We start from the raw sequence: 21944 nt of genomic DNA on the forward strand, positions 1-21944 counted from the left end.
TCGGGTGGCGCAGGCCATCGGCGGCCAGGAAGGGCCGCACAAGGCGGGCATCGTGATGTGGGGCGCCCCGGCCTGCGGCAAGACGACGTTCCTCGCCGCGCTCAGCATCGCGCTCGGCCGCCGCGACGTCGGCTGGAAGGTCGTCGGGGCCGACACCCCCTCCACCAACGCGCTGGTGAACTTCACGACCAAACTCACCAAGGACCGGGTGTTCCCCAAGGCGTCGGACCTGGTGATCGAGCAGTACCGCTGGCGGCTTGTCGGGGAGCGTACGGTCCGCCGATGGCGGCGGCTGATGCGCGCGGAGAAGCAGGAGGTGCGCATCGCCCTCGACCTCGCCGACCTCGGCGGGGAGGGGTACTCCTCCACCCTGGTGTCCCCGCCCAAGGGCCTCATAGACAACCTTGTGCACAGCGGCGGCATCATCTTCCTGTTCGACCCCGTACGCGAGTTCGAGGAGGGCGACTCCTTCACGCACTTCTTCGGGGTGCTGTCGCATCTGTCCCAGCACGTCATGGAGAACGCCGAGTTCGTCGGCGGACGGCTCCCGCACCACCTCGCCGTCGTCATCACCAAGTTCGACGAGCCGCGCGTGCTGGAGACCGCCGACCGGCTCGACCTGATCCAGTTCGACCCCGACGACCCGCTCGACTTCCCCAGGGTCGGCGGCGAGGACGCGAGGCAGCTGTTCACCGAGCTGTGCCGGGTCTCCGCGACCGGCGACGCCGAGATGGTGCTCAACTCCATCGAGCGGTACTTCCTGCCCGAGCGCACCAGGTACTTCGTCACCTCCGCGATCGGCTTCCACGTCGCCAAGGACACCGGCACGTTCGACGCCGCGGACTTCCAGAACGACATGGTGGACGCCGGCGGCTTCAAACGCATCCGCGGCGCGGTCAACCCGATCAACGTGCTCGAACCCCTGATCTGGCTGGGGGAGCGGCTTACCTCGGAGAAGGGGACCTGACATGGGCGGCGACCTCGTGCGGATCAGCGCCGAGTGGGCAAGGTGGGGCAAGCGCGAGGACGACCGCGGCTACGAGGTGCTCGCGTTCAGCGGCGCGCACTTCAGCAGGGAGAACTTCCACAGGCTGCTCCAGCGCTTCTCGCCGGGCACCCCCGAGCGGCTGCCGCAGGTGACGATCGGGTGGGCGGGCCAGCGGCAGGCCGATTGGGTCGGGATCGGCATCCAGGAGGCTTCTGACCGGCCCGACAGGGTCGGCCGCAGGGTCAGTGAGACCCGGTTCTTCTGCGTCCCCTACGACGCGCTCAGGGCCCGCCCGGTCTCCTATCTCGACCTGTTCACCAGGTTCTGGGACGTCGAGCTGCCGGAGGACGGCGGGCCCGTCGTGGTCGAGGCGCGGCCGCTGCGCCCCGAGCTGATCGACATCCCCCAGAAGGCCGAGAACGCCGCGGAACTGCTCGTCAGCCGCAAACCCGTCTGCGTCGTCGCCGACGACCGCGTCAGCCTGCACGACAGGCTCCGCTTCATCGACGCCGTCGCCGCCCTCCTGCCCTACGGCGTCCGCACCAGGTTCTCGGCCTCCACCTGGACGAGCTCGACCGCCGACCACAAGATCAGGCTCTCCTTCACCGACGAACCCCGCGAGGACTCCTACAACCTCTTCTGGAACACCACCACCCGCGAGGACCCCCGCGACCTGCCCGCACCACTCGACCTGCGAATCGCCGAGCAGTACGGCCAGCGAATCCGCGAGGGCGTCCGGCGCGATCACGTCGTGCGACGGCTGGCCGAGGCGGTCGCCCCCGTCTCGTTCGAGGACCCGCACCAGCTGCTCGCCGCGCTCCTGCGGGAGCGGCCCGAGGCCCGCGCGGGCGGCGACGGACCGGCGACGTCGGACCCCGTGGCGGCCGTGGAGGGGCTCGCGGCGGCCCTGAAGGCGGGGGAGAGGGAGAAGGCCGGGTCCTTCCTCAACCAGCTGAGCCTCGACAGCAAGGTCGACCCTCCGGAGCCGGTGAGGCGGCGGCTTCGCGACGGCGTCATGATGCACCGGCTGCTGTCCCGCAACGTCGCCGTCGAAGGTCCCGCACGGATCGAGCTGTACCGCGCGCTGTTCGCGCTCTGCTTCCAAAGGGTGCTCACCGATCGCGGATATGAGCAGATCCTCGAGTTCGTGGGCCGTGACTCCTACACCGGCGAACACGCCCTCGCCCTGAGCAGGCTGGCTCCCGTGAGCCGGCGGCTCAGGTTCACGCTCGCCAGACAGCACTCGCCGGGAGAGCTCGAGGCGCTGCTGGGCAACGCGGGGGCGCACGAGATCGTCGCGGTCGCCGCCGATCCCGAGACCGACAGGTCGCTGCGCGAGGAGCTCTACCGCGCGCTCCTGCGCTGCCCGCCTTCCGGGGAGCTGACCGAGGCGCTTGTGGAGTCCGTCTTCCTGTGCGACAGGTGGCGCGACATGTACCCGGGCTCCGAGGACATCCAGTTCGAGCGCCTCCAGAACCTTCTTTGGCTCGCCTACCCCGGTGACTTCGGGCCGCACCAGCTCCAGGAGGCCCTGACCCCGCGACGGGTCATGCCGACGCTCTCGCTCGTCGCGGCGGCGGCCGCGCGCTACGGCCAGGGGGCGGGGGCGGCCCTGGTCCACAACTTCCTCGCGGTCATGGTCGACAAGGCGGCGTTCGATCCGAAGGAGAGAGTGCGGGTCCTGCGGACGCTTGAGGACGTGCCCGTGCCGGTGTACTCGCCCGCCCAGGTCGCCCAGGCAGGCGCCCGGCACGCGCCGGAGGACGCGCGCCCGGGCAGGTTCGCGAGGGCCGTGGAGTTCGTGTCCGGGCACGCGACGGTCATAGGCGTCGGGTTGTTCCTCTTCGCGGTCGTCGTGGCCCTCGTGGCCGCGTTGATCGTGCTCATCTAGCGAGGAGGCGGGATGGCGGACGGGATCACGCTCGGGGTCGAGTGGGCGTGCGCCGACCCCGGCAAGGGGGTGCGGCACGGGCCGGGGGAGCTGCGCAAGGGCGACTTCGAGAGGGTGCTCGACCGTTACGCCGTCGGCACGCCGGAGGACCTGCCGCAGGTGACGATCGGGTGGCTCGGCCAGGACGTCAGGGCGCGGGTCTGCCTGATCGTGCACGAGCCCGCTCCGGTGCCCGACAGGTACGGAAGGCTCGGGGTGCGTCGGCGGCTGTTCTGCCTGTCGTATGCGGGACTCGCCTTGGGCGGGATCGGATACCGCGACCTCTACGAGGCCCTTGCCGGGGTCGAACTGCCCGCCGAGGGCGCGCTGTCGGTGACCTTCGCAGGACAGGGCGGCGCGCGACGGCCCGGCGACCAGGCGCTGACCACCGCCGCGCTGCTGCTGACGGGCGAGCCGGTCGCCGTCCTCGACCCCGGCGACCTCGGCCTCGCCGAGCGCATCGGCTTCCTCGACGACGTCGCCGCGCTGCTCCCGTTCGGCCTGCGGGCCAGGCTCTCGGTCTCGACATGGGTGAGCGGCACCACCGACCACGGCATCCGGCTGTCGTTCGCGCAGACCCCGCGGCTCCGGGGCCACAGCGTCGTCTGGGGGCGGCAGCCCGAGCTGCCAGAGCACCCCTCCACGCCGCGTGCGTACCTCGACCTCCTCGCCGCCCACTCAAGCCGTGACGTGCTCGTGCGCGCGCTTGCGTCGGTCACCTCACCGATGTCGTTCAACGACCCCGAGGCCGTCCTGTATGCGCTCGACGGGACCGTCCCGCTGCCTTCCGCGGTCCGGAGGGCGGCGGAGGGCTCGTCCGTCCGTCCCGACCTCGACAGGCTCGCCGCCGCCCTGCGCGTCGGCGCGGTCGATGACCTCACCGCGTGCCTCGCGGAGCTGAAGGCGCTGTCCGGCCTTCCACAGCCCGTCGACCACCGTGCTGAGCGGCTTGAGATCATCGGCTCTTACGGGCTGCTGGCCGCCGCCGCGGGCGCGCGCCTGCCCACGCGGACGCGCGAGGAGATGTACGGGGTGCTGCTCGCGCTCTCGGTAGGGACGAGGATCACCGCCGAGGCCGTCACCGAGGCGCGCCGGATGGCCGGGACCCTGCACGGGCCGCTCGCCGGGGTCATGCGCGCGCGGGCGTCGGACGTCGAGGAGTTCGACGGGCTGCTGCGGCCCGAGGAGTTTCACGGGCTGCTCGCCCACCTCGACCCCGGCGCGCTGCTCGACGTCGCGGCGCGGCCCGGCACGGACGCCGAGACCTTCGAGAAGATCCTCGACCTCGTCGGGCACGGGGGAGATCCCGGCGAGGCCGTCGCCGCGCACGGGTACCTCGGCGACGCCGTCATGCGGCTGTATCCGGACGACGGGGCGCGGCAGTTCCGGCTGTTCGGCGGGCTCCTGCGGGCCGCCCACCCCGAAGGGCTCGGCCCCGAGGAGTTCACCGCGATCACCGTGCCGGACCGCGGCCCGCTGCCGCCGCCCGCGCTGTTCGCGGCGGCCCTGCACCACTGCCGGGACGACGCCGGGATCTCGCTCGCCGAGCACTTCGGCGGCCCCCTCGTCGCGCGGCTCGGCCTGCCCAGGGGGCCGCGTGAGGCGCTGGCCGGCCGTCTGGCGGCCGAGGCGGCGGGACAGGGCCGTCCGGGCAGGTTCTTCCGGCTCGGCCGGTGAGGGGCGTTCAGGGGCGTGGAGAGGGTGTTCAGGGGGTACAGAGGAACGCGTTTTGCGTTGGGCTGGGAAGCCGGTATTGTTTACCTCGCTGGAGCGCCGGGTCGAAGATGAGCCCGGTGATCTGGAACGAGTCCCCTGATCCCATCGGGGATCGGCTCTGCGCCTCCGTCGTCTAGTGGCCTAGGACGCCGCCCTCTCAAGGCGGTAGCGGCGGTTCGAATCCGCTCGGAGGTACCACTTCCCAGGAAGTGAAGAAAGCAGTACCCGCAGGACAACTGAACACCCAGGCCCTGCCTCCGTCGTCTAGTGGCCCAGGACGCCGCCCTCTCAAGGCGGTAGCGGCGGTTCGAATCCGCTCGGAGGTACGTTAGCGAGAGCCCCGATCCCGGTAGGGATCGGGGCTTCTTCGGCTGCGGTGCAAAGGCGGCTAGGTCTTGGTGGAAAGCGCGATCCAGCGGGAACAGCGGAAGGTCACCTGGCTCTACGGGCTGCTCGACGCGGCGCGCGAGCGGGCCGAGCGGTCGGCGCGGGCGCAGGCCGGGGGCGGTGGCGGGTTCCAGCAGCGGGTCGACCGCGAGACCGCCGAGTACGAGCGGTACCGGGCCCTCGCCCAGTTCGCCGCCGTCGAGCACGGCCTGTGCTTCGGCAGGATCGACGCGAGGGACGGCGACACCCTCTATGTCGGAAGGATGGGGCTGCGCGACGAGGAGGGCGAACCCGTCTTGATCGACTGGCGCGCGCCGGCAGCACGCCCGTTCTACACCGCGACGTCCTTCGACCCCGGACCGCTGACCCGGCGCAGGCACATCCACACCCGGGGCCGTCGCGTGGTCGACCTCGACGACGAGGTGTTCGACCTCGCCGGGATGCGTCCCGCCGACCGCGACGGGCTCGTCGGCGAGGCGGCGCTGCTGGCGACCCTGCGCAAGGGCCGCACCGGCCGGATGAGCGACGTGGTCGCCACGATCCAGTCCGAGCAGGACGAGGTGGTCAGGGCGGCCTTCCAGGGCGTCCTCGTCGTCCAGGGCGGGCCGGGCACCGGCAAGACCGTCGCCGCGCTGCACCGGGCCGCCTACCTGCTCTACACGCACCGCGAGACCCTGAGCCGCAGGGGCGTCCTCATCATCGGTCCGAACCCGACGTTCCTGCGCTACATCGAACGTGTCCTGCCCGGCCTCGGCGAGACCGACGTCGGCCTCGCGACGCCCGGCGAGCTGTTCCCCGGCGTCCACGCCACCGCCGTGGACCCGCCGCGCGTCGCGGTGGTGAAGGGCGGCCCGGAGATGGCCGACCTCCTGCGCGCCGCGCTCGACCGCCGCAGGCCGGTCCCCGGCGACGACGTCACGATCGAGGCCGACGGGATGCCGGTCACGCTCAGCGCCGTCGCCGCCCTGCGCGCGCACGAGCACGCGCTCTCCTTGCGCGCCCCGCACAACATCCAGAGGCGGGTCTTCGTCCACGACGTGCTGGCCGCGCTCGCCGAGGACCAGCTCGAGCGGATGGAGAAGTCCGCCGACGAACCCCTGCTGAAGCTTCTCGAAGAGGGCGGCCTCACCAAGGAGCTCAAGGAGATCCTCGAGGACGACTCCTCCCTGCTGCGCGACGAGCACGACGCCGAGTACGCCAAGGAGGTCCTCTGGCAGGACCCCGCCGTGCGCGCGCTCATCGACGGGCTGTGGCCGGAGTTCACCCCGCAGGAGTTCCTTGCCGACCTGTACGCCGACCGAGAGTTCCTTGAAGGGGCGGGCTTCGCCGCGCTGCACCGGGAGCCGGGCGCGGCCTGGACGCTCGCGGACGTGCCCCTCCTTGACGAGGCGGCAGAACTGCTCGGCTACGACGACAGGGAGGAGCGGGCGAGGGAACGCCGCGAGGAGTCGTTGCGTGAGGAGGAGGTCAGGTACGCGCTCGGGGTGCTCCAGGTGACCGGGGTCGAGGGCGTGACCGCCGCCGACCTCGCAGAACGGCAGCGGGAGGACCGCGGGCCCGTCACCGCCGCCGAACGGCTCGCGGACCGGGACTGGGCCTACGGGCACATCATCGTGGACGAGGCGCAGGAGCTGTCGGCGATGGCCTGGCGGGCCGTCATGCGGCGCGTGCCCACCCGCTCGATGACCGTCGTCGGGGACCTCGCGCAGACCGGCAACGCGGCGGGGGCGAGGTCGTGGGGGGAGATGCTCTCGCCGTACGTGGGGGACCGCTGGCGTGAGCTCAGGCTCCTTGTCAACTACCGGACGCCCGCGGGCATCATGCGGCTCGCCGAAGATGTCCTCGCCCAGGTGGACCCCAAGGCCGAAGCGCCGAAGTCGGTGCGTGAGGAGGGCGACCCTCCGACGGCCGTAGCCGTCGACTCGGCTTCCGAGCTGCCCGCGCTCGTGGAGGCAGAACGCGTACGGGTCGGGGAAGGGCGGGTCGCCGTCATCACGTCGGCGGCCTGGCTTCCGCTGGTCGCCGCCGCGCTGCCCGACGCGCCGACCGGCGTCACGCCCGAGTCGCTTGACGAGCCCGTCGTCGTGCTCACGGCCGGGCAGTCGAAGGGGCTCGAGTTCGACGCCGTCATCGTCGCCGATCCGGCGGGGATCGTCGCGGAGTCCGACTCGGGTGGGCACGACCTGTATGTCGCGGTCACCCGCGCCACCCGTCGGCTGACCGTCGCGCACGCCGGGCCGCTGCCCGCGCACCTGCGCCGCCTCGCCTGAGCGGCCTCGTCTGAGCGGCCGTCAGCCCTCGCGCAGCAGGACGCCGTCGGCGCTGTCGGACTCGTAGGCCACCGAGCCGTCGTCCTGCCGGGTGAGCGTCTGGCGGCCGACGGACGCGCACGCGCCCTCGGGGTCGCTGTCGGTCACCGTGGTGCGCAGCACGATCTTGTCGGCGTCGGCCCAGACCAGGGTGCCCTCGCCCTCGCAGCGCGCGCCGTCGCTCTCGGTCCGCGTCTCCACGACGACCTCGCCGATCTTGCCCTTGTCGATCTCCATCCTGCGGATCTGCGCGCCGGTGATCTCGCCGATCCATGTGCCGACGAAGAACTCGGGCACCTCGGTCAGCGCGGTCAGCGCGGTGGGCGTGGCGGACGCGGTGGGCGTGGCGGACGACGGCTGTTGCCCGCCGGACGACTGGCCGGGCGGCAGCGGTGCGCCGTTCGCCGTGGACGGCCCCGACCCTTCGGGCGAGCCGTCCGGGATCAGCAGCGCGGCGGCAGCAAGGACCGCGATGACGCCCGCGCAGGCGGCGACGACCCAGGCGGCCCCGCCTCGTCCGCCGCGCGGCGGCACGTACGGGGCCGGCGTGTACGGCTGGGCGGGCGGGGGCGTCGGGGGCGAGGTCTGCGGCACGTGCGGAGGCAGCGTCCACGGGGGCGGGCTCGCCGGAGGGAGCCGTACGGTCGAGCCGGGCGGAAGGCTGAGCAACTCGGCGGCTTCCCCGGCCGTCGGGCGCGCGGAAGGCTCCTTGGTGAGGAGGGCTTCCAGAACCGGGGTGAGGGGTCCGGCGTTGGCGGGCGGCGCAGGCGTCTGCTGCACGATCGCGAGGAAGACCGCGCTCGCCGTCGGGGCCTCGAACGGAGGCCGTCCCTCGACGGCGTAGTACAGGGTCGCCCCGAGCGCCCAAAGGTCGGCCGCGGAGGTGACGGGCTGGGCGGCGACCTGCTCGGGCGCCATGTAGCTCGGCGTGCCGAGGAGCGACCCCGTCTGGGTGAGGTGCCCCTCGCCCTCGACCGCGGCGATCCCGAAGTCGGTGAGGACGACCCTGTCGTCCTCGAGCAGGATGTTCGCTGGCTTGATGTCCCGGTGCACCACCCCGTGCGCGTGCGCGGTCTCCAGCGCCGCCAGGACCGCCCGGCCGATCCGCGCGGCCTCGGCGGGCGCGAGGGGCCCGTCGGCGGCGACGGCGTCGGCGAGCGAGCGCCCGCGCACGAACTCCATGACGATCCACGGGATGCCCCCGGCGTCGGTCACCCTGTCGTGGACGGTGACGATGCCCGGGTGCTTCAGCCGCGCCGCCGCCAGGGCCTCGCGCTCGACCCGCGCCACGAGCTGGTCGCGGGTCTCGTCGCTCAGCCCCGGCGGCAGGACGAGCTGCTTCAGGGCGACATCCCTGCGCAGCCGCTCATCGGCGGCCTGCCAGACGACGCCCATCCCGCCGCGGCCGAGGATCCGGATGAGCCGGTAGCGCTCCGCGACGACTGTGCCGGGGGAGTGGTCCATGCGACCATCGTCGCACGACGAACCCCCACGAACCCGGCGGTTCGCTCACCGGCTCACCCGCTCACCGGACAAGCCGCAGCCGCGCTTCGACGAGCTTGCCCGTCGGCAACGGCGTGGTCGTCAGCTCGGCCAGCGCGCTGAGCACGGTGAGACCGAAACCGCCGGTCTCGTCACCCGGCCGCGGCGCGGGCGGGTCGCGCAGCGCGTCGCGGACGCCGACGCCGAGGACGCCGTCCCGCACCGACAGGGTGAGCCGCACCGGAGGCTTGCCGTGCCGGACCGCGTTCGTCACGAGCTCGGAGACCAGCAGGGCGGCGGTGTCGGCGAGCGCGGCGAGACCCCACTCGGTGAGCGTGCTGACCGCCGCGCCGCGCGCGTGCCGCACCGGGGCGGGCACGTCGTCGAGATTCCAGGTACGCGATCGGGCGTACATTGAGGCTCCTTCCTCGGGATTCTCCTGACAGACGCCCGAACTCCCGGACCATGACGCGGTTTCGTGCGCGATTTCGCGGCTTGTCCCGTGCGGCGTCCCGCGCGCGGTCCCGCGCACCGCCCGTGCCGCGTCCCGCGTTCCGCCCGCGCGGTGTGCGGCGGCGCGGGACGCCGGTCCGGATCGGCGCTCCGCACGGGCCACGACCGCGGTCTCTGGCCCGCGGGACGTCCGGGCCGCGACTGTTGAGCCCTGCCGCCGACCGGGCGGCACGGACCTTCAGAACGGGCGGAAAGATGACGGAGACAGCGGGCAGACAGCAGATCGGGCGGACGCGGGCGAGCGCGGCGGGAGGATCGACGCTGTGGGCGTGGGCGGGCGCGGCCGCGGGCGTCGCCGGCCTCGCCGGAATCCAGGCCAGCATGGCCATCAGCGCGGCCTACGACCCGAAGACCGTCCACGACCCCGCCCAGGTCGCCAAGGGACTCGGCGAGCACACCAACGCCATCATCGTCATGCACGTCACGCTGATGGTCGCCACGGTGCTGCTCCCGGTGTTCGGCGCGGGCCTGTACCGCAGGCTGCGCGGCGCGCTGCCCGCCGACAGCGTCCTGCCCCTCGTCGCGTTCTCCGGCCTCCTGCTGACGGCCGTCGCGACCCTCATGGGCACCGGCCTCGACACCGAACTGATCTTCGGCTACGGCGAGGACGGCACCCTGTCCGACGAGTTCCTGACCATGGGCTCCCACTGGGTCGGCACGATCCCGTGGCTGTGGGTCGGCTCGGGCCTCACCGGCGTGACCGTCGCGGTCGCCGCGCTGCGCCACAAGGCGGTCCCGACGTGGATCGGCGTCGTCGGCCTCGTCCTCGGCGGGCTCGCCCTGGTGACGGGAATGTCACCCCTGCAGTACATGGCGGGCTTCCCCGGGCCGCTGGCCGTGGCGCTCCTCGGCCTCGGCCTCGCGCTCTCCCGTCCCCGGGCCCTCTAGCCCGGTCGCCTACCGCCCGGCTCCGCGTTCGCGGGGCCGGGCTTGCGGCGTCAGCGGCGGCCTATCGTGCGGGCGGCGGCCGCGGCGATGGTCGTCGCGAAGATCCATCCGGCGGCGACCAGCAGGAACGAGAGCCACTGGTGCGCGCCCGCCGGGTTGAACGCGCGTTCCTGGCCGAGGTCGACGATCGGCAGCAGCAGGTCGAGCGTGTAGATGACCGCGTTGAAGTGCGGGTGCTCGTCGTCCTTGATCGGCTCGGGCGGGGAGAAGGCGAACACCAGCGAGCCGAGCGCGACGATGACCGCGAGCCACGTCGCCGCGCGCAGCGGCTGGTAGCCGAACCCGACCGTGACGTCCTGGAGACGGCCCCACACGCGTCCCGTCCACGACGAGTTGTCGGTCTGCCGCCGCTCCCTGGCCAGCAGGACGGCCTGCGCCTCACGCTCCTGGCCCGTGCTCGTGTAGTGCGCGGCGAGCTGCTCGTAAGGCTGTGGCTGGAAGCCGTCGTCGTCGCGGCGCAGCCAGTCGAGCCGCTGCTCGGCGCTGAGGCGCGGCTCGAGCGCCTCGTAGGTGAGGCCGTTGAGGCCGATGACCTCCGGCCAGGACGTGGGGTCGTCGCGCAGCACGCCGAGCCTGGCGTGCTCGAGGTCGATGGCGCCGACGAGCTTGTCGGGACGCAGCGTCAGACGTCCGGCCTGCAGGCCGCGCGCCTCCACCGCGTGCCCTCCCGGGTTCTCCAGGTCGGCGTCGGTGAGCTGAAGGATGCGGCCTATCTTCGCCTCCGCGACCCGCAGCACCCCGTCGATCCGCGCGCGGCCGAGGAACACGTCGCCGGTCACGTCGGCGAGCGACAGCCGCAGCGCGACGTCGCCGGGATGGGAGAACTCGGCGTCCCTGCCGTCGACCATGTCGACTATCCGCGCGCCGCGCAGCGCGACCTCGCCCGTCACCTTGGCGTGGTTCATCCGCAGCGAGCCCGCGCTCAGGCCGTCGGCGACGATCGCCTTCGCGCCGTCGCCCTCAAGCCTCGAGTTCTCGATCCGGATCTCACCGCTCACCTGCGAGCCGCGCAGCATGATCCGGCCCACCGCCGACAGGCCGGGCGCCCAGATCCCGCCCGCCGTGAGCCAGTCCGCGCCGAGCGCGATCCCGCCCGGGGTCGTCAGGACCGCCTCGGCGAGGTCGATGACGCTGCTGACGTTCGTCGCGCGCACCGACACGATGCCGTCGGCGACGAGCCCCGAAAGGTAGATGTTGACGGCGGTCGAACCCTCGACCGTGAACGCGTAGCCCTTCTCGTCGGCCGTCGCGTGGGCGTTGCGCGCCGAGATGTCGCGCGCTATCTGGGTGCCGCGCATCGACACACGGCCCGCGGCGTGCATGTCGTCGAGGTTCACCCGCGCCGCGCTCATCCCGCCCGCCACCAGCGACACGCCGCTCAACCCGGAGGACACCCGCGCCTGGCGCAGGTCCAGATCGCCGACGATCTGCGCGCCGCGCAGCGAGATCCTGCCGTCGATCCGCGCGTCCCAGCCGAGCACGTGCACCGCCTGGAGGCCGTCCGCTGACAGCGCGCGGCCTTCGAGGTCGCGGCCGACCTCGGCGGCGATCAGGTTGACGTCGCCGGAGATCGCGGCCGCGCGCAGCGAGATCCGGCCGCCCGCCCTTGCCGACTCGAGCTTCAGGCCGCCCGAGGACAATCCGTCGGCCGAAAGGCACAGGCCGGTGGCGTCGGTCGAGACGGACACGGAAGAGAAGTCGATCTCTCTGGTGACCTGTGCGTCATCGAAGGTGAGCAGCCCTTGGGCGCGTAGGCGGGCCGCGCGTACGCCGCCCGCCTGAAGTCCCGCAGCGGTCAGTGCCGAACCCTCGGTGTCGCCCTCGAGGACGATGCCGCGCAGGTCGACCTCGCCGGTGATCCGGGCGTCGTCAAGGGACACGAGGCCCGTCGCGTAGGCGGAGTTGAGGGACAACTGGGCGGCGTCCATGCCGTCGGCGACGAACGCGAGACCGTCGTCGCCCGCCGTCAGCCGGGACTCGCCGAACCGCACCCCGCCCGTGAAGGTCGCGCCGCGCAGCGTCACCCGTCCCTCGGTCGTGACGCCTTCGGCCGACAACGCGCCCGCGTGCGCGCGGTCGAGCCGCAGCGCGTAACCGTCAAGGCCCGCGACGAGGACCGCCTGGTCGATCTCGACCTCGCCGATCCGGGTGTTGCGCAGCGAGACCCTGCCCGTCGCGTGCAGGCCGTCGAGCTTCACCGTCGCGGCGGTCATGCCGTCGGCGGACAGGGCGACCCCGTCCGGCCCGGCGGTGACGCGCGCGCCAGGCAGCACGACGTCGCTGATGAGCTGCGCGTTCACCAGCCTGACCTGCCCGCCCGCGACGACGAGGCCGCGCCCCTCGAGCCCCGAGATCACCGCGCCCTCTAGGTTCAGCGACGCCCGGTCGAGCCGCGCGTCGTTCAGCGTCAGATGCCCGCGCAGCGTCGCCCCGATGAGCCTCACCTCGCCCTCGGCGCTGAACCCCCGGTTCATCCACACCGAGCCGTGCGCGGTGATGCCGCCCGCGCTCACCGACACCCGCCCCGGATTGCGCACCGACGCGTTCGTCAGCGAGAACGGCCCCTCGATCTGGGCGTTGTCCACGAGCAGCGCGGCCCACTGGTCGGCGGCCTCCACGGCGGCCTCCCCGAAGTTCAGCCTGCCGCCGAACCGCGCGTGCGTCAGATGCACGCTGCCCCGCGCGTTGAACCCCCGATTGAAGTTCGCGGTACCGCTGACCCGCAGACCCTCCCCGTAAAGCGCGGTCTTCCCGGGCCCGGCGCCGATCTGCGCGCCGGTCATGTGGATCTCGCCCTCGATCCGCGCGTGGTCGAGCCGCACCTCCCCGGCGATGACCGAACCCCGCAGCGACAGCAGCCCGTCGAGGTGCAGCCGCGCGAGCCCGAGCCCCGGCATCGTGCACCGCACGAACCGCACGGTCTTCGTCGTCGACTCCATGAACTGCGGAGCCTCGTCGAGCTCGCACTCGGTCAGCACCACCGGGCACCCGACCGTCGCCGCCCGCAGCTCAAGCCGCCCCACGACCCGCGCCCCCCGCAACCGCACCCCCGGCGACCTCCCCGGCACCGCCTCCGAGGCCCCCAACAGCAACGCCGCGATCACCCGCGCCCGAATCCGCCGATCCCCCTCCTCCCGCGACAAATCCAACGTCGCCCCATCCGGATAACACTCCCAAAGCCTCCGCTCAACCTCCGACAACCCCTCCGTCCCCATCCCCCCAATCTCCCAGAAACCCCCACCCCTTTTCCACATCCCCCCCAACAAACCCCCACCCCCACCAACCAACCACCCCTCCCCTCCAAACCACCCCCCACCCCCACCCTCCCCAACACCCACCCCCACCCCCCCAACCTCCGCGCCACCCAGGCTCCGCACCCCCCAAGCTCCGCACCCCCCGACTTCCGCACCGCCCAACCTCCGCGCCACCCGACTCCCGCGCTACGCGAGCCCCAAAACAAGCACCCCACCCCCAAGCTCCCCGCCCCCCGGACCCGCCGCCCAGGTCCCGCACCCCACCTACTCCGCGCCACCCGAACCTCACAACGAAACGCATGCCGCCCGGATCCCACGCCCCCCAGGCTCCGTGCCACCCAGGCTTCGCACCCCGCAGCCCTCCGCGCACTCCGCACCGCCCAGCCGTTCACGCGGGCTACACGCCGGTGAGGGCTCCATGCTGCCTAGGCTTCGCGCGCCGCAGCCCCACCGCGCGCTCCGCGCCGCGCAGAAGTCCGCGTGGGCTCGCGCCGCCCGGGCTCCGCAACAGGCCAGGCTCACCACCCGACCTCCCCGCACACGCGCAGACTCCGCGCCGCCAGGTATTCGCGCGGGCTCCGCGCTAGCCGGGCACCGTCCCGCCCGGGCTTCGCGCCCCGCAGGCCCGCCGCGCGCTCCGCGCCGCGTGGTCTCCACGACGGGCAGGCCCGCCGCCCGCGCTCCACGCCCCGCAGACTTCACACCGCGCAGGCCCGCCACACAGCCGTCCGCGCGGATTTCACGCGACGCAGGCGAGGCACCTGGGCCCAACAACAGACAGGCATACCACGCAGACTCCACGCCGCCCGGGTTTTGCGTCGCACAGGCCCGCTGCGCGCTCCGCGTCGCGCAGGCGTCCACACGGGCTTCACGCCGCGCGGGTTTCGCACCGGGCAGGCGTGCCGGTCAGGCTGCACGCCGCGTGGGCTCCTTGCCGCCCGGCCCTCCCGTCGCGTAGGCCCGCTTCGCGCTCTGCGTCGCGCGGTTGTTTGTGTGAGCTTCGCGCCGCGCGGTTTCCGAGTCGCCCGCGCTTCGCGGCGGGCAGGAGTGCCGCGTGGGCTTCACGCTCTGCGCGCTCCGTGCTGCCCGGGCACCGTGCCGCCCGGTTTCCGCGTCGTGCAAGGCCCGCTGCGCGCTCCGCGTCGCGCGGTTGTCCGCACGGGCTTCGCGCGGCGCGGGTTTCGCGACGGCCGAGCGTGCCGCATGAGCTCCGCGCCGCATGGGCTCTTTGCCGCATGGAGCTCGGGTCGCGTAGGCCCGTGCTTTGCGCCGCGGGTGTTCGCGGGGACGGCACGCCGTGCGGGCTCCGAGCTGCCCGGGCTCCGGGTCGAGCAGGCACGCTGCGCGTTCCGCGTCGCGCAGACGTCCGCGCAGGCTGCACGCCCTGTGGGCTGCGCGCGCGTGGGCTCCTTGCCGTCTGGGCCTTGCGTTGCGTGGGCGCGCTGCGCGTTCTGCGTTGTGCAGGTGTGCGCCGGTTGGGCTTTGCGGCGGGCGGGCGTGGTGGGCGGGGTTCATGGGGCGTAGGTCTGAGGCTTAGGTTTTGGGCTGTGTGGGTCTTGTGGGGAGTAGGGGGTCGGGCTGGGTGGGTTTTGGGTGGGGGAGGAGGGGTGGGGTGGGTGGGGTTAGGTGGGTGGGGAGGGGTGGGGGCGGGTTGTGATGTGGGTGGGGGTGGGGGTGGTGGGGGGGAGGAGGGGGTCGGGGTGGGGGGTGCCGAAGGTGGTGTGGAGGGGGAGGACGCCGGCCCAGATGGGCAGGGAGTAGTCGTCTTCGTCGTCTATGGGGGGGCCGGTGCGGATTTTGACTGAGGACTCGGTTAGGGGAAGGGCTACTACTAGGGTTGCGGCGAGTTCCTTGCGGGTGGGGGCGCGGACGACGTCCCACTGGCCTGGGGCGAGCTGCTCGGTGATCGCGCGCAGGGCGGCGAGCCGCTCGTCGGGGTCGGTGACCTTGCGGGGGACGCCGTAGATCATCGCCGAGCGGTAGTTGAGCGAGTGGTGGAACGCCGACCTCGCCAGGACGATCCCGTCGAGATGGGTCACCGTCACGCACACCTCGCCCTCCAGCCGCAGTGAGCGCGCGCCCGTGGAGCCGTGCAGGTACAGGGTGTCGCCGATCCTGCCGTAGCCCGTCGGCACGACCATGGGCGCGCCGTCCGGCCGCACCACCCCGAGGTGGCAGACGAGTCCGGCGTCGAGGATCGCGTGCAGATCGGCCGGGTCGGTGGACGCGCGGTGCGCACCCCGGCGCAGCCGGGTGCGTTCGGTAGCGGAAAGCATGCCCCCTATCCTTCGACCAAGTGGACCGGTATTACATGGCCACTTCGTACCGATACTCGAAGACCACTTTCTGTCCGGGAGGCCCGCGCACATGGCAAGGACCCACGCAGACCTGCCCCTCCTCCTGGACCGCGCCCTGCCCGAGCCCCTGCACGTCCAGCTCGCCAACGCGCTGCGCCGGCTGATCCGCGCGGGCGGACTCCCGGCGGGCGAACGCCTCCCCTCCAGCCGGGCCCTCGCCGCCGACCTCTCCGTCAGCCGAACCGTCGTCACCGAGGCGTACCAACAGCTCTACGCCGAAGGCTGGCTGGAAGGCCGCCACGGCTCCGGCACCTACGTGGTCGACACCAAGCCCTCCGACGGAGCCAGTTCCCCCGGTACCGCCCGGACCTCCGGCGACGCCGGAAGCGCCAACGCCACCGGGACCGTCGGTATCGCCGCGTCTCCCAGCGGCGCCGGGACCGTCAGCACTGCCGCGTCTGCCGGCGCCGCCGGGATCTCCGACGGTGCCACGCGTCCTGGCTATGCCAGGCCCTTCGGCGACGCCGAGACCTTCGGCGGTGCCGGGAGCGCAGGCGGTGCCGGAGCCTCCGGTAGCGCCGGGAGCTCTAGCGGTGCCGGGGCCTTCGGCGGTGCCGGGGGTTCTGGCGGTACCGAGACCTCCGGTGATGCCGGGAGCTGTGGCGGTGCCGGGAATTCTGGCGGTACCGAGACCTCCGGTGGTGCCGAGACCTCCGGCGGTGCCGGGGCCTTCGGTGGTGCCGGGACCTCTGGTGGTACCGGGAGCTGTGACGGTGCCGGGAGTTCTGGTGGTGCCGGGAGCTTCGGTGGGGTTGGGGGGGCTGGTCGTGTTGGGGGTGTTGGGAGGGGGGAGGCTCGGGGGGTGGGGTTGGTTGATCTGCGGCCCGGGGGGTCGTGGGTGAGGGGGTATTCGGAGGCGGCGTGGCGGCGGGCGTGGCGGGCGGTCGGGGGGTGGCCGCCGGGGGATGATCCGGATCCGCGGGGGTTGGCGCGGTTGCGGGTGTTGCTTTGTGAGCATTTGCGGCGGGCGCGCGGGGTTGTGGCGGGGCCGGAGAACGTGATCGTTACGCGGGGGACGGGGAATGGGCTTGATCTTGTCGCCGCGTTGTTCGCGGCGGGGCGACGGGCGGGGGTTGAGGATCCCGGGTATGGGAGGGCCAGGTCGATCTTCGCGGCGCGGGGGGCGGAGACCGTCGCGTGTCCGGTGGACCGGGAGGGGATTCTTGTCGACGGCCTGCCCGATGATCTCGCGCTGCTGTACACGACGCCCGCGCATCAGTATCCGCTCGGCGGGCGGTTGCCGATCGCGCGCAGGGAGCGGCTGTTGGAGTGGGCGTGGCGGACGGGGGCGCTCATCGTCGAGGACGACTATGACGCCGAGTTCCGTTACGACGTCGCGCCGCTGCCCGCGCTCTACGGGCTCGACCCCTCGCGGGTCGTGCTGCTCGGCACGCTGTCCAAGACGCTCAGCCCGGACCCGGGGATCGGCTGGATCGTCGCGGAGCCCGGGACCATCGACCGGATCGCGGAACTGCGCCGCGACCTCGTGGACCGCACGAGCGTGCCCGTCCAGCACGCCATGGCCGAGTTGTTGGAGCGCGGCGACCTCGACCGCCATCTGCGCAGGATGCGGCTTGAGTACGCGCGTAGGCGGGCGCTGGTCGTGGAGATCCTTGGAGACCGGGTCACCGGTGACACCGCGGGGCTGCACGTGATGGTCCCGGTCGCGCGCGATCGCCTCGCCGGGCTGGCCGAGGCCGCGTTGGCGCGCGGAGTGCTCGTTGACGACACAAGGCGCTACACCCGGGGCGACCACGACAACCACGGTCTCGTCCTCGGCTACGCCACGGCCACCATGCAGGAGCTTCGCCGAGGCTGCACGATCCTCGCCTCCCTCCTCCCCGCCTGACCGCGCGGCGTCGGGACCGGCGTCGGGTCGGGCCTGCCCGACTGACCGAGTGGCGTCGGCGTCGGGTCGGGTCTTTCCGACTGACCGGACGGCGACGAGGCCGGGTCGGGCTTCTCCAACTGGCCGCGTGGTGGCGGGGTCGGGTCGGGTCTTTCCGGGTGGCCGCGCGGCGACGGGACCGGCGTCGGGTCGGGCCTGCCCGACTGGCCGCGCGGTGGCGGGGTCGGGTTGGGGCTCTCCGAGTGGCCGCGCGGCGGCGAGGCCGGGTCGGGCTTCTCCGACTGGCCGCGTGGTGGCGGGGGCGGGTTGGGTCTTTTCGGCTGAGCGTGTGGGGGTGGGGTTGGTGGAGGGTTGGGTGGGTGGGGGTGGTGTGGTGGTATGGGGTGCGTGAATGCGGGTGTGGAGGACTCCAATCGGAGGATGTTGCGGGCGCGGGACGCGATGGACCGGGCGTATGCGCGGCCCCTTGACGTGCCCGCGCTGGCGCGGATCGCGCATGTCTCCGAGGCGCACTTCTCCCGCACCTTCCGGGCGACGTTCGGGGAGACGCCGCACAGGTACCTGCAGCGGCGCAGGGTGGAGCGGGCGATGTTCCTGCTGCGCGACACCGACCGCCCGGTGACCGACATCTGTTTTGAGGTGGGGTTCAACAGCCTCGGCACGTTCAGCCGGACGTTCCGCGGGATCGTCGGCAGCTCGCCGCGCGAGTACCGGAAGAACGCGGTGCGGGCGGGGGCGCCGACCTGCTTCACGATGGCCTGGACCAGGCCGCGCCAAGACCCGCAGGACGGCGTGGCCGAGGCCGCGGATTGATCGGTTTTGGAGAAGTACGCGAGGTCCGCACGCCCTAGCGTTGTCCCCATGTTCAACGCCATCACGCAATCGCAGATCTTTGTCCTCGACCAGGATGAGGCCCTCGACTTCTACGTCGGCAAGCTCGGCCTCGAGGTCGCCGTCGACGTGGACCTGGGCTTCATGCGCTGGCTGACCGTGTGCGTCCCCGGGCACCCCGAGCGGCAGATCCTCCTGGAGAAGCCTGGCCCTCCGGCGATGTCGGAGGAGACCGCCGCGCAGGTGCGTGACCTGCTGACCAAGGGTGCGATGGGCGGCTGGCTGATCCTCACCACGGACGACTGCCGCAAGACCTACGAGACGCTGCTCGCGCGCGGCGTGGAGTTCACCGAGGAACCGACGGAACGCCCCTACGGCATCGACTGCGGCCTGCGCGACCCGTTCGGCAACCGCGTCCGCCTCGGCCAGACGAACGCCTAGCGGACGCGAGCGCGCCGCCGCCCCGGGACCCGCGCGCCCTCCCCGACGGGCGTCGCGGATCGCGCAGGGGCGGGTCGCGGCGTTGCCTCCCGGGTCCCGGCAGGCGTCGTGGGTCGTGTGGGGGCGGGGCGCGGTGCTTGCTTCCGGGGGCCGGTGGGTGGGTGGTTCGGGGTGTCGGTTTGTGGGGGGTTGGGTGGTTTTGGGCTGTGTGGTGATCGTGTTCGTCATGCCCCCAGCATGCGCCCGTCGCGACGCTCCGAACGGGGTTGGGCACAATCTGTGGATAACTTTTTTGGGTGGGGCTGGGGGCCGTGGTGTGGGGGTGGGCGGGTTACGGTTTGGGGCTCATGGTGACGTTTCTGGCGCTTGCGGCCGCGGTCATGTACGGGGTCGGGGACTTTGTGGGCGGGGCCGCCTCGCGGCGGGCCGGGGCGCTGACCGTGCTGCTGGTGAGCATTCCGCTCGGGCTCGGCTGCACGGCGGTGGTCGCGGGCCTCGCGGGCGGGACGCCGACGGGCGCGGGGCTGGCGTGGGGGTTCGCGTCGGGTCTGGCCAGCGGGATCGGGTTCCTCGCGTTCTACCGCGCGCTGGCGATGGGGCCGATGAGCGTGGTGGCCCCGGTGGAGGCGATGGTCGGGACCGTCGTCCCGGTCGCGGTCGGCCTCGGGCTCGGGGAGCGGCCCGAGGCGCGGGTGCTGGCCGGGGTCGCGCTGTGCGTCGGCGCGATCGGGTTCGTCAGCAGGGAGCCGGGCGGCGGACGGGTCCGGTGGCGGATCACCGAGGGTCCGGGGCTCGCGCTGCTCGCCGGGCTCGGCTTCGGGGTGTTCTTCGTGCTGCTGCACCAGGCGGGGGACGGCGCGGGCCTGTGGCCGCTGGTCTCCTCGCGCGCCGGGGTCCTCCTCGTGGTGCTCCTCGCGATCCTCGCGGCGCGCGGCAAGACGACGAACCCGCGCGCCGCCCTGCGCGTCAAGGGGACGTTCGCGCTCGTCGTCGCGGCGGCGGTCATCGACGTCGGCGCGAACGTCGCGTACTTCCGCGCGAGCACGGCGGGGCTGCTCACCGTCGTGGCGGTGCTGACCTCGCTCTACCCGGCGGTCACCGTGCTGCTGGCGCGGGTCGTGCACGGCGAGCGGCTGCGCGCGGCGCAGCGGTTCGGCCTGGGGATGGCGTTGACGGGAGTGGCCCTGGTCACTCTAGGGTGAGATCCGTCTTCTATATGACCGGTAAGTGATGATTTACTACCGGAAGTCACTCAGAAGGGGGATCGCACCGGATGGCTAGGTTGGATCTGGCGAACCTGTTCGAAGCGATAGCCGACGCGATCCCCGCGCGCGAGGCGGTGGTCTGGCGCGACACCCGCCGCACCTTCGCCGAGACCGCCGACCGCGTGCGGCGGCTCGCCCGCGTCCTTGACGCCCACGGCCTCGGCCGCACCGGAGAGCGCGCCGAGCCGTGGACGTCGAACCACGACCACCTCGCCCTCTACCTGCACAACGGCCCCGCCTACCTGGAAGGGCTCGTCGGCGCGCACCGCGCGCGGGTGGCCCCCTTCAACGTCAACTACAGGTACGTGGACGACGAACTCGTCTACCTGTTCAACGACGCGCGCCCGAAGGCGATCCTCTACCACGCGGCGTTCGCGCCGGCCGTGGAACGCGTGCTGCCCTCCCTCGCGGAGCGGCCGCTCCTCCTCCAGGTCGCCGACGACTCGGGCAACCCCCTCCTGCCCGGCGCGCTCGACTACGACGACGCCCTCGCCGCCGCCCCCGAGGGAGCGCCTGACGCCGTCCCGGACGGCGACGACCTGCACATCCTGTACACCGGCGGTACCACCGGCATGCCTAAGGGCGTCCTGTGGCGGATAGAGGACCTCGTGGAGGGCCCGCTAGGCATCCTCCGCAAGGACGGCTCAAGCTACGAGTCCCTAAGCGAAGTCGTGGATATCGCCGTCGCCAGGCAGAGCGCGAAGGTGCTCGTCCTCCCGCCGATGATGCACGGCTCAGGCACCTGGACGGCCCTGGGCGGCTGGCTCGGCGGCGCGACGGTCCTCATCCCCGACGCCGTCGACAGGTTCGACCCCGTCGGCACCCTCGACCTGATGGAGCGCGAGGGCGCGACCCGCATCCCGGTCGTCGGCGACGCGTTCGTCCGCCCCCTGGTCGCCGAGCTGGAGCGCGCCCCGCGCGACACCTCGCGCATCCGACATCTGATCAACTCGGGCGCGGCGATCAACCCGGCGACCAAGGCGCGGCTCGCCGAGCTGATGCCGCACACCAAGATCTTCGACGTGGTCGGGTCGTCCGAAAGCGGCCTGCACATCACCCGCTACGGCGCGGGCGACACCCCCTTCCAGGCGACGCCGGGCGCGGCGGTCGTCAGCGAGGACCGCGCCCGCCTGCTCGCCCCCGGTGACGCCGAGCTCGGCTGGCTCGCCAAGGGCGGCTCCATCCCGCTCGGCTACCTCGGCGACGGCGCGAAGACCGCCGCGACGTTCCTGGAGATCGGCGGACGCCGCTGGGTGCTGCCCGGCGACCGCGCGCGGCACCTCGCCGACGGGACGATCGAGATGCACGGCCGCGACTCGATGACGATCAACACCGGCGGCGAGAAGGTGTTCGCCGAGGAGGTCGAGGCCGTCGTGCGGGCGCTGCCCGGGGTCGCCGAGGCGCTGGTGCTCGGCCGCCCCTCGGAGCGGTGGGGCACCGAGATCGTCGCGGTGGTCAGGCTCACCGAGGACCTGTCGGACGACGACCTGCGCGCGGCGTGCGCGGCGCGTCTGGCCCGTTACAAGATCCCCAAGACGTTCGTCCGTACCGAGCGCGACCTTCGCCTGCCCAACGGCAAGGCGGACTACGGCACGGCACGAGCCCTCACCAAGTAGCCCCACAGCAGCAGCACCACAGAAGCAACCCGTAGACGCAGGCAAGCAAGACCGGCAA

The 21944-nt window shown here is 72.7% G+C and carries 13 protein-coding genes, 2 tRNA genes and 2 pseudogenes; 13 read left to right on the plus strand and 4 right to left on the minus strand.

Going from position 1 to position 21944, the window contains the following annotated elements; all coding sequences use genetic code 11:
• Nucleotides 1-4: 4 nt before the first annotated feature.
• From R9X44_RS04715 to R9X44_RS04740, 6 genes are all read left to right on the plus strand, one after another.
• On the plus strand, nt 5-967 hold the full coding sequence (locus tag R9X44_RS04715; RefSeq protein WP_319812697.1) for a hypothetical protein: 963 nt from the start codon (nt 5-7) through the stop codon (nt 965-967).
• Between the two features lies 1 nt (nt 968).
• Complete coding sequence (locus tag R9X44_RS04720) at nt 969-2879, plus strand: hypothetical protein (protein WP_319812698.1); 1911 nt, start codon at nt 969-971, stop codon at nt 2877-2879.
• 12 nt (nt 2880-2891) lie between these two features.
• Nucleotides 2892-4595, plus strand: a complete 1704-nt coding sequence (locus tag R9X44_RS04725) for a hypothetical protein (protein ID WP_319812699.1) — start codon at nt 2892-2894, stop codon at nt 4593-4595.
• 161 nt (nt 4596-4756) lie between these two features.
• Nucleotides 4757-4832: transfer RNA gene (locus R9X44_RS04730), tRNA-Glu, on the plus strand.
• 55 nt (nt 4833-4887) lie between these two features.
• A tRNA-Glu gene (locus tag R9X44_RS04735) sits at nt 4888-4960 on the plus strand.
• Between the two features lie 72 nt (nt 4961-5032).
• Nucleotides 5033-7291 carry a HelD family protein gene (locus R9X44_RS04740; RefSeq protein ID WP_319812700.1) on the plus strand — a complete coding sequence of 753 codons (2259 nt, stop codon included), beginning with the start codon at nt 5033-5035 and terminating at the stop codon, nt 7289-7291.
• Nucleotides 7292-7312: 21 nt separating this feature from the next.
• Here R9X44_RS04740 and R9X44_RS04745 read toward each other — a convergent pair whose 3' ends face one another.
• Together R9X44_RS04745 and R9X44_RS04750 are read right to left on the minus strand one after the other, a co-directional pair.
• On the minus strand, nt 7313-8794 hold the full coding sequence (locus R9X44_RS04745) for a serine/threonine-protein kinase (RefSeq protein ID WP_319812701.1): 1482 nt from the start codon (nt 8792-8794) through the stop codon (nt 7313-7315).
• A gap of 61 nt (nt 8795-8855) precedes the next feature.
• Nucleotides 8856-9227: an ATP-binding protein gene (locus R9X44_RS04750; RefSeq protein WP_319812702.1), complete on the minus strand. Its 372-nt coding sequence runs from the start codon at nt 9225-9227 to the stop codon at nt 8856-8858.
• 293 nt (nt 9228-9520) lie between these two features.
• Here R9X44_RS04750 and R9X44_RS04755 point away from each other — a divergent pair, with 293 nt between their 5' ends.
• Nucleotides 9521-10213, plus strand: a complete 693-nt coding sequence (locus R9X44_RS04755; protein ID WP_319812703.1) for a hypothetical protein — start codon at nt 9521-9523, stop codon at nt 10211-10213.
• A gap of 50 nt (nt 10214-10263) precedes the next feature.
• Here the strand turns inward: R9X44_RS04755 and R9X44_RS04760 are convergent, their stop codons facing one another.
• Nucleotides 10264-13320: a hypothetical protein gene (locus R9X44_RS04760; protein ID WP_319812704.1), complete on the minus strand. Its 3057-nt coding sequence runs from the start codon at nt 13318-13320 to the stop codon at nt 10264-10266.
• A 1829-nt stretch (nt 13321-15149) separates the two neighbouring features.
• Nucleotides 15150-15803: a pyridoxamine 5'-phosphate oxidase family protein gene (locus tag R9X44_RS04765; RefSeq protein ID WP_319812705.1), complete on the minus strand. Its 654-nt coding sequence runs from the start codon at nt 15801-15803 to the stop codon at nt 15150-15152.
• Nucleotides 15804-15894: 91 nt separating this feature from the next.
• Between R9X44_RS04765 and R9X44_RS04770 the strand changes: the two are divergent.
• The 6 genes and pseudogenes from R9X44_RS04770 to R9X44_RS04795 all read left to right on the plus strand — a co-directional run.
• Nucleotides 15895-16083 (plus strand): annotated as a pseudogene (locus R9X44_RS04770) (GntR family transcriptional regulator); the annotation flags it as partial.
• A gap of 573 nt (nt 16084-16656) precedes the next feature.
• Nucleotides 16657-17733: pseudogene (locus R9X44_RS04775) on the plus strand (PLP-dependent aminotransferase family protein); the annotation flags it as partial.
• 420 nt (nt 17734-18153) lie between these two features.
• Nucleotides 18154-18546 carry a helix-turn-helix transcriptional regulator gene (locus R9X44_RS04780; RefSeq protein ID WP_319812706.1) on the plus strand — a complete coding sequence of 131 codons (393 nt, stop codon included), beginning with the start codon at nt 18154-18156 and terminating at the stop codon, nt 18544-18546.
• Between the two features lie 48 nt (nt 18547-18594).
• Nucleotides 18595-19005 carry a VOC family protein gene (locus R9X44_RS04785; protein ID WP_319812707.1) on the plus strand — a complete coding sequence of 137 codons (411 nt, stop codon included), beginning with the start codon at nt 18595-18597 and terminating at the stop codon, nt 19003-19005.
• A gap of 347 nt (nt 19006-19352) precedes the next feature.
• Nucleotides 19353-20207, plus strand: a complete 855-nt coding sequence (locus R9X44_RS04790; protein ID WP_319812708.1) for an EamA family transporter — start codon at nt 19353-19355, stop codon at nt 20205-20207.
• A 71-nt stretch (nt 20208-20278) separates the two neighbouring features.
• Nucleotides 20279-21886 (plus strand): AMP-binding protein, encoded by a 1608-nt coding sequence (locus R9X44_RS04795; protein WP_319812709.1) that lies wholly within the window; start codon nt 20279-20281, stop codon nt 21884-21886.
• The last annotated feature ends 58 nt before the right edge of the window (nt 21887-21944 follow it).

Origin of the sequence: Actinocorallia sp. A-T 12471, from assembly GCF_033875155.1 — a bacterium.
Lineage (GTDB): Bacteria > Actinomycetota > Actinomycetes > Streptosporangiales > Streptosporangiaceae > Actinocorallia.

Coding starts and splice junctions, on each gene's coding strand:
- R9X44_RS04720 (WP_319812698.1), top strand. CDS start 969: ATGGGCGGCGACCTCGTGCGGATCAGCGCCGAGTGGGCAAGGTGGGGC.
- R9X44_RS04790 (WP_319812708.1), top strand. CDS start 19,353: ATGGTGACGTTTCTGGCGCTTGCGGCCGCGGTCATGTACGGGGTCGGG.
- R9X44_RS04745 (WP_319812701.1), bottom strand. CDS start 8,794: ATGGACCACTCCCCCGGCACAGTCGTCGCGGAGCGCTACCGGCTCATC.
- R9X44_RS04780 (WP_319812706.1), top strand. CDS start 18,154: ATGTTGCGGGCGCGGGACGCGATGGACCGGGCGTATGCGCGGCCCCTT.
- R9X44_RS04795 (WP_319812709.1), top strand. CDS start 20,279: ATGGCTAGGTTGGATCTGGCGAACCTGTTCGAAGCGATAGCCGACGCG.
- R9X44_RS04765 (WP_319812705.1), bottom strand. CDS start 15,803: ATGCTTTCCGCTACCGAACGCACCCGGCTGCGCCGGGGTGCGCACCGC.
- R9X44_RS04750 (WP_319812702.1), bottom strand. CDS start 9,227: ATGTACGCCCGATCGCGTACCTGGAATCTCGACGACGTGCCCGCCCCG.
- R9X44_RS04755 (WP_319812703.1), top strand. CDS start 9,521: ATGACGGAGACAGCGGGCAGACAGCAGATCGGGCGGACGCGGGCGAGC.
- R9X44_RS04725 (WP_319812699.1), top strand. CDS start 2,892: ATGGCGGACGGGATCACGCTCGGGGTCGAGTGGGCGTGCGCCGACCCC.
- R9X44_RS04785 (WP_319812707.1), top strand. CDS start 18,595: ATGTTCAACGCCATCACGCAATCGCAGATCTTTGTCCTCGACCAGGAT.